Origin of the sequence: Dactylosporangium siamense (genome assembly GCF_016862795.1) — a bacterium.
GTDB lineage: Bacteria > Actinomycetota > Actinomycetes > Mycobacteriales > Micromonosporaceae > Dactylosporangium > Dactylosporangium siamense.
Map to the genome: position 1 here is coordinate 1 of NZ_BONQ01000225.1, position 7207 is coordinate 7207.

At 71.5% G+C, this 7207-nt stretch carries 8 protein-coding genes; 3 read left to right on the plus strand and 5 right to left on the minus strand.

Annotation, left to right across the window (positions count from 1 at the left end; genetic code table 11):
- Nucleotides 1–324: 324 nt before the first annotated feature.
- Entirely contained in the window at nt 325–915 is a 591-nt protein-coding gene (locus Dsi01nite_RS56515; RefSeq protein ID WP_203854819.1) for a hypothetical protein, read from the minus strand.
- 133 nt (nt 916–1048) lie between these two features.
- On the opposite strand from Dsi01nite_RS56515, the gene disA reads away from it, so the two are divergent.
- Nucleotides 1049–2170 (plus strand): DNA integrity scanning diadenylate cyclase DisA, encoded by a 1122-nt coding sequence (gene disA / locus Dsi01nite_RS56520; RefSeq protein ID WP_239137290.1) that lies wholly within the window; start codon nt 1049–1051, stop codon nt 2168–2170.
- Nucleotides 2171–2175: 5 nt separating this feature from the next.
- Here disA and Dsi01nite_RS56525 read toward each other — a convergent pair whose 3' ends face one another.
- From Dsi01nite_RS56525 to Dsi01nite_RS56535, 3 genes are read right to left on the minus strand one after another with little or no spacing between them, the layout of a single operon-like run.
- Complete coding sequence (locus tag Dsi01nite_RS56525) at nt 2176–2829, minus strand: hypothetical protein (protein WP_203854820.1); 654 nt, start codon at nt 2827–2829, stop codon at nt 2176–2178.
- 60 nt (nt 2830–2889) lie between these two features.
- Nucleotides 2890–3393: a peptide deformylase gene (gene def, locus Dsi01nite_RS56530; RefSeq protein WP_203854821.1), complete on the minus strand. Its 504-nt coding sequence runs from the start codon at nt 3391–3393 to the stop codon at nt 2890–2892.
- Nucleotides 3390–3902, minus strand: a complete 513-nt coding sequence (locus tag Dsi01nite_RS56535) for a glycine cleavage system transcriptional repressor (protein ID WP_203854822.1) — start codon at nt 3900–3902, stop codon at nt 3390–3392. Before Dsi01nite_RS56535 ends, def begins: the two co-directional genes overlap by 4 nt.
- 113 nt (nt 3903–4015) lie before the next feature.
- Here Dsi01nite_RS56535 and Dsi01nite_RS56540 point away from each other — a divergent pair, with 113 nt between their 5' ends.
- Nucleotides 4016–4792 (plus strand): iron-sulfur binding domain-containing protein, encoded by a 777-nt coding sequence (locus tag Dsi01nite_RS56540; RefSeq protein WP_373318976.1) that lies wholly within the window; start codon nt 4016–4018, stop codon nt 4790–4792.
- An 85-nt stretch (nt 4793–4877) separates the two neighbouring features.
- Entirely contained in the window at nt 4878–5777 is a 900-nt protein-coding gene (locus tag Dsi01nite_RS56545) for a polysaccharide deacetylase family protein (RefSeq protein WP_239137288.1), read from the plus strand.
- Here Dsi01nite_RS56545 and Dsi01nite_RS56550 read toward each other — a convergent pair.
- Entirely contained in the window at nt 5765–6937 is a 1173-nt protein-coding gene (locus tag Dsi01nite_RS56550; protein ID WP_203854823.1) for a hypothetical protein, read from the minus strand. The genes Dsi01nite_RS56545 and Dsi01nite_RS56550 overlap by 13 nt on opposite strands.
- Between the last annotated feature and the right edge of the window lie 270 nt (nt 6938–7207).

The following is a 7207-nucleotide window of genomic DNA, read 5'->3' on the forward strand; positions in this document are numbered from 1 at the left end:
AGCGACCTGGCCACCCAGGCGACCGGCGCCGTCCTTCGATCACCGACCGAGCCCGTCCGCAGCACGCAGCCTGCAGCACGCGATGCCGGAAGCGGGTCAGCCACGCGACGGGTTCAGGCCGGCCCGGCACACCGCACTACCTGGTCGATCACTGGCCACCGGCGACCAGCAATCCACCAGGTAGTTCATGATTGCCGGTGCTTGCGGCTCTTCCCCGCCCCAAAGTTGACCTCCTCGATGATCGGTCGATCACCGGCGGAGCCGGTCCGCAGCACGACGCACGCAGCACGACGCACGCAGCACGACGCACGCGCCGCCGGAAGGTCAGCCGCGGGACGGGTTCAGGTGGTTGGCGATCAGCACCTGGTCCGGGGCGAACGCGGCCAGCGCCGCCAGCTGGCCGTCCGGGCCGCCGACGAAGTCGCGCAACCGGACCGCGACGTCGAAGCCGCTGGCACGCTTCGACGGGGTCTTGGACAGCTCGCGGATGACGTTCTGGTCCAGCCAGGCCGGGTTGGTGCCGGTGCGGTCCAGGCCCGCCCTGAGCCGCACCAGCAGGTACCGCTCCCCGCCGATCTCCATCAGCGTCACCTGCGCCACCCGCGACCACGGCAGGACCAGCGTCCGGATCCAGCCGGGGCGGACGGTGAGGGCGAAGTGGTTGGCGCCGACTCGGGGGCGGCGGGCGACGGCGAGGACGAACGGCACCGCGCCGAGCGCAGCCAGGAAGACGGTCCACAGAGGAAGGGCGGCGAGCGGGTTGGAGGCGCCCGAGGGGAGAACGGACGGTTCGTCGGCGAAGAGGCCGCGCACCAGGCCGACGGCAAGGGCTGCGGAGAGGATGTACCACGCCAGGGTGACCAGGGAGCGGGACGGGAAACTGCGCCGCCACTCGATCCGCTCCGGACCGGCCACCGGTGGGACCTCACAGACTGCGCGCAGACATCAACTACGATCCATCGGCTGATGGCGTCGGCCCACTCTACGGGCTGGGTCGATACCGCACCAGCACTGGATGTCCGACCATCCGTAGACTGTGCGGGTGCCGATCGACCGCGAGCCCAGCAGGGGCGGTTCCCATACCGGCCTCAACGGGGCCTGGGCCGTCGCCGACCCGTTGCGTGCGACGCTTGCCCTGATGGCGCCGGGGACGGTGCTGCGGGACGGGCTCGAGCGCATTCTGAGGGGGCGCACGGGCGCCCTGATCGTGCTCGGCTACGACAAGGTGGTCGAGCAGTTGTGCACGGGCGGGTTCCCGCTGGACGTCGAGTTCTCCGCGACGCGGCTCCGCGAGCTGTGCAAAATGGACGGTGCTGTCGTCCTGTCGAGTGACGGCACGAGAATTGTCCGGGCCGCGGTGCACCTGATGCCGGACCCGACGATCCCGTCGGAGGAGTCGGGGACGCGGCACCGCACGGCGGAGCGGGTCGCCAAGCAGGCGGGGTTCCCGGTGATCTCCGTCAGCCAGTCGATGCGGATCATCGGCCTGTATGTCAACGGGCAGCGGCATGTGCTGGACGACTCGGCCGCCATCCTGTCCAAGGCGAATCAGGCACTCGCGACGCTTGAGCGATACAAGCTGCGCCTCGACGAAGTCAGCGGGACCCTTTCGGCGCTGGAGATCGAGGATCTGGTCACCGTGCGCGACGCGGTGGCGGTGGTGCAGCGGCTGGAGATGGTGCGCCGGATCGCGGACGAGATCGCGGGCTACGTGGTGGAGCTCGGCACCGATGGGCGGCTGCTGGCGTTGCAGCTGGAAGAGCTGATGGCCGGCGTCGAGGCGGATCGCACGCTGGTGATCCGCGACTACCTGCCGTCGGGGCGGCGCAGCCGTTCGTCGGACGACGCGCTGGACGAGCTGGACGCGTTGACGGCGACCGAGCTCATCGACCTGGTCGCGGTCGCGAAGTCGCTGGGATATCCCGGGGCGAGCGACGCGCTGGATGCCGCCGTGTCGCCGCGTGGGTTCCGGCTGCTGGCGAAGGTGCCGAGGCTGCCCACCATGGTCGTGGACCGGCTGGTCGAGCACTTCGGCAGCCTGCAACGGCTGCTCGGCGCGACCGTGGAGGACCTGCAGGCCGTCGACGGCGTCGGCGACGCCAGGGCGCGCGGCGTGCGGGAAGGCCTGAGCCGGCTGGCCGAGGCCTCAATCCTGGAACGGTACGTCTAAGAGGCTCAGGTCAGCTGGACCTGCACCGGCGCGCTGAACTTGGTGTCCAGGCGGCCGACCAGCTCATACTTGCCCGCCGGCGGGATCTCCCGGTTGACACAGCCGTTGTTGCTGGCCTTGCCGTTCCAGTTGGTCGAGAACGACACCTCGATCGACGGCTTGAGCGTCGTGGGCTGGCTGCCGTGCGGCGCGTCGCAGTGGTCCGACGACCACATCTTCAGGGCGCCGACCTGCAGGTACAGCTCCTGGAAATCGGCGCCGAGGTCACGGGTGCAGTCCCGGGACGAGATGTTCTTGATCTTGAGCGTGAACTTGAGGTACGCCCCGCGGAACTGCACCGGCATCTCCGGCGACGCGGCCAGGCTGAGGTCGGCGTCGGCGCAGACCGGCACCGTCGAGGTGACAACCGGCGCCGAGGATGCGGAGGACGCCGCCGAGGTCGGTGCGACCGGATCACCGGTGGTCGGGGTCTGCAGCGTGGGCGTCGGGTCAGCCGAGACAGGGGCGGCCGGCGTCTTCGCCGAGGACGGGGTCCGCTTCGGATCCGGCCCGGAGCACTGCGTCCAGAGCAGGAGCACCACGATGAGCAGCGCCCCGCCGATGATGGCGCGACGCCGCCAGTACACGCCAGCGGGAAGCGGGCCAACCGTCAGCTTCATGATGCACTCACCGTATCGAGGGAACGGGTAGCGAACGGGGCGGCGCGCCGTGTAGACCGCTCAGAGATAGACCTTGCGGGCGTAAACGGCATGCGCGCCGGCAACACGATCAAGGAACAGTAACCCAGAGCAATGGTCGATCTCGTGCTGTAAAGCCCTCGCCTCGAACGCGTCGGTAGTGATCTCGATCTCTTCGCCGGTGCCGGGAAGCTGGCCGGCGACGACGAGCCGGCTGGCCCGCTTCACGTCACCGGTGAGGTCCGGCACGGACATGCAGCCCTCGCGGCCCTTCTGCCACTGCGACGCCTCGACCACCCGGGCGTTGCACAGCACCAGCGTGCCGTGCACGGTGCGGGCCTTCGGATGGCCGGTCACGTCGACCACGAACACCTGCGCGCCGACGCCGACCTGCGGCGCGGCCAGCCCGACGCAGCCGGGTGAGACCCGCATCGTGTCGACGAGGTCCGTGGCCAGCTGGACGACGTCGGCGGCGAGCGGGTCCACGGTCTTGCCCGCCGTGCCCAGCACCGCGGCCGGCGCCTGGACGACCTGCAGGACGGTCACATCAGATCCGCTTCGGCGGGGCGCAGCGTCGCCTCGACCCCGAGCTCGCCCGCCACCCGGTCGATCGCCGTGGCCAGGTCGGACATCGCCCCGGGCGCGTCGACCTCGGCCACGACGACATAGAGATTGCCGGCCAGCCTGGTCGTCAGATCGGTGATGTTGCCTCCCGCTGCCGCCACGGTACGGCTGAGCGCCGCCACGATCCCGAGCCGGTCCGCCCCGTGCACCGTCAGCACGTAGTGCTCACCGCGCGGCGGCTCGACCAGATCCTCGCCGACCTCGCGGACGGTGACCAGGAGCGTCCGGCCGGCGGTCAGCGGTGCGAGCGCCGACTCGACGTCGCCGGCGGACACGGACCCGGCGCAGACCAGCGTCATCGCGAAGTGCCCGCGCAGGCGGGTCATCGTCGAGTCCGTGAGGTTCAGGCCCAGCCCGGCGAGGGTCTCCGCGACGTCGGCGATGATGCCCGGGCGGTCGTGGCCGATGACGGTGACGGCGTACTCGTTCACCTGGCTTATCCTTCCTTATCGCCTCTCTCGCCATCGCACAGACCGTCACCCGTTGGTACGACGCCAACGCCCGTGACCTCCCTTGGCGGCAGCCCGACGCGACGCCGTGGGGTGTGCTGGTCAGCGAGGTCATGCTGCAGCAGACCCAGGTGTCGCGGGTCGACCCCGCCTGGCGCCGCTGGATGGAGCGCTGGCCCACGCCCGCGCACCTGGCCGCCGACCCACCCGGCGAGGCCATCCGCGCCTGGGACCGGCTCGGCTACCCGCGACGCGCCCTGCGCCTGCACGCCTGCGCCGCCGCGATCGTGGAACGGCACGACGGCGAGGTGCCCGACGACGTCGACGCGCTGCTCGCGTTGCCGGGCATCGGCATGTACACGGCCCGGGCGGTCGCCGCGTTCGCCTTCCGCCAGCGCCACCCCGTCGTGGACACCAACGTCCGCCGGGTCGTGGCCAGGGCCGTCGACGGCACGGCCGACGGCGGCGCCGCGACCACCCCCGCCGACCTGCGGGCGGTCGAGGTCCTGCTGCCCGAGGACCACGAGGCGGCGGCCCGCGCGTCGGTCGCGTTCATGGAGCTGGGTGCGGTGATCTGCACCGCCCGGACACCACGCTGCGACGACTGTCCACTGTCGGCCACCTGCGCCTGGCGTATCGCCGGGTCGCCTCCCGCCACCGGACCGAGCCGGCGCACCCAGCGGTACCACGGCACCGACCGCCACGTCCGCGGCCTCCTCCTCGCCGTCCTGCGGGCCAGCGACGATCCGGTGCCCGCCGCGCGCCTCGACCTGGTCTGGGACGACGAGGTCCAACGCGGCCGGGCGCTCGCCGGGCTGCTCGACGACGGGCTGGTCCGCGAGCGGGCGGGGACGTTCACGCTCCCCGGGTGATGGCGAAGGTTGCAGCCGGTTCATCTAGTTTTTCCCACACTTTCCGGGCCTCCGATCACGCGCGTCCGTAGATAGGCTCGGCGGCGTGCTCATCCTTCATGTCCGGGCACGCCGGGCCGTCGCCGCGCTGATCGCCGCCGCGACGCTGGCCGGCTGCGGCGCGTCCCCGTCCGGCAGTCCCAAGTGGACAGCGGCCGGCGGATCGCAGCCGGCCTCATCCAGCGCGTTTCCGGTGTCACCGGCCGGCGCAGCGCCGTCCGGCTCGCCTTCTGCTTCCGCCTCTTCCTCGCCTTCGGCGAAGCCGACCAAGACGCAGACCGCCGCGGCACCACCCGCCGGCACCAGCTACGCCGACCGGCTGCCGAAGTTCGACCGCCCACCCAGGGCCGACAAGGTCGAGTTGCCCGAGGGCGCGTCGGTGCAGTACTACGCCCGCATCCCGACCGAGCAGCCCGTCGCGTTCATCACCATCGACGACGGCCAGATCAAGCGCCCCGAGGCGCTCGAGCTCATCAAGCAGGCCGGCGTGCCCGTCACGCTCTTCCTCATGATCGACGCGATCAAGAGCGACCCGCCGTACTTCAAGCGCCTCCAGGACGCCGGCGCCGTGATCGAGGCGCACACGGTCACCCACCAGAACCTCAAAGGCAAGTCCTACACGGTCCAGCGCCGAGAGATCTGCGACTCCGCGGACAAGCTCGGGCAGTGGTACGGCCGCCGCCCCGTCCTCTTCCGCCCGCCCTACGGCGAGAAGGACGACACCACGCTGAAGGCCGCCCACGACTGCGGCATGCACGCCGCCTTCTTCTGGAAGGAAACCGTCGACAAGGGCATCGTGCGCTACCAGTCCGGCAACACGGTCCAGCGCGGCGACATCATCCTGATGCACTTCCGCGACCGTTTCGTCGACGACTTCATCGCCGCCCTCCAGGCCATCAAGGCCGCCGGCCTCACCCCCGCCCTCCTCGAGGACTACATCCCCTGAAACGCCTCCAGCAGCGCCCGCCGTTCTTGCTCAGCCAACGGCAGGCGCTGCTGGATCGTTTTCCGCAGCGGCTCCGGCACGCCGTAGCGCCCGCCCTTGCCGTACACCGGCAGCACGATGGGCGGCAACCCACCCAGATCCTCCGTGAGATCCAGCGCGTCAGCGGTCGCGGCGTCGATCGCCGGCAGATGCGCCAGCCGCCGCACGAACTCCCGCTCATCGTGGTGCAACGCCTGCAGCAACACCCCGACCAGGTGATCCCGCAACGGCCCGTCGACCCTGGCCAGCTGCCGCAGGCTGGCCCCCCGCTCCGCCACCGGCAGCCGCGCCAGCCAGGCCGCCGCCAACCCCACCAACGCCGGCCACCCCCCGGTCAACAGGTGCAGATCCGGCGCCAGCCGATCCGCCCCCGCCGCATCCGCCAGCGCCGCCGCCAGCACCTGATACGTCTCATCCTCAGCAAACTCCAGATGCCCCGCCCCGAGCCGATCCACGGCCGCCACCGGAATCGGCTCCCGCCCACTGAGCACCAGCGGCACAACCCCGACCAGCTTGACGATGCTCCGCCACTCGGGCCCATCGACAGCCAGCCGCTCCACCCCGTCCAGCACCGTCACGGCACCCGTGCCAACCGCCGGCACCCGCCCGTCCTCCAGCTGCACCAGGACCGCACCGCGCGCCTCGGCCCACTGCTGCAGCAGCGTGCTCTTCCCCGCCCCACTGCCAGCCACAACCACCACCACCGGCTGAACCCCACGCCCACCCTCAACCAGCACCGACCCACCGTCCCGCTCACGCTCCAGGCCCGCCTCGCGCTCTGGGCCCGCCTCGCGTTTCAGGTCCGCCTCTCGGCTGGGGTCCGCCTCGCGCTCCCGGCCCGCCTCGCGGTTCAGGTCCGCCGCGCGCTCCAAGTTCGCCACGCGTTCCGGGTCCGCCCGGTGCTCCAGGCCCGCCTCTCGTCTTGGGTCCGCCTCGCGCGCCGGGCCTGGGTCGGGCTCCGGGCCCGGCCTCGGTTCCGGCGTCAGCTGCGGCGTTGGCGAGGTCGCCGAGTTCGCGAACGCCCGGTCGAGCCGGGCCAGCAGCCCGGGCCGGGCGATCGGCCGCGGCGACGCCGGCCGCCCAAACCGCGCCGCCCCGAAATCCCGCCACCACCCAGTCACGCCAGGCAACGTAACCCGCCAACCCCCTCTCCGGTCCCCTACGTGTCCCACCTCGCCGCCAACCCCACCCGCGCGTGACACCACCCGCCCACTCCGATCACGAAAGCCTGATCGAGGCCGCCGCGGCCACCCGGCCTGTTGCGGATTGACGTCGCGCTCGGTCGGAGCGCGGTGGGGCTGTCCGTGGACCGGGGAGTACCAGCGTCGAAGCAGCGATCTCCCGCCCTCGCCCATGATCGGAGGAGTGCCGTGGTCGTCCGCGCGACTGTC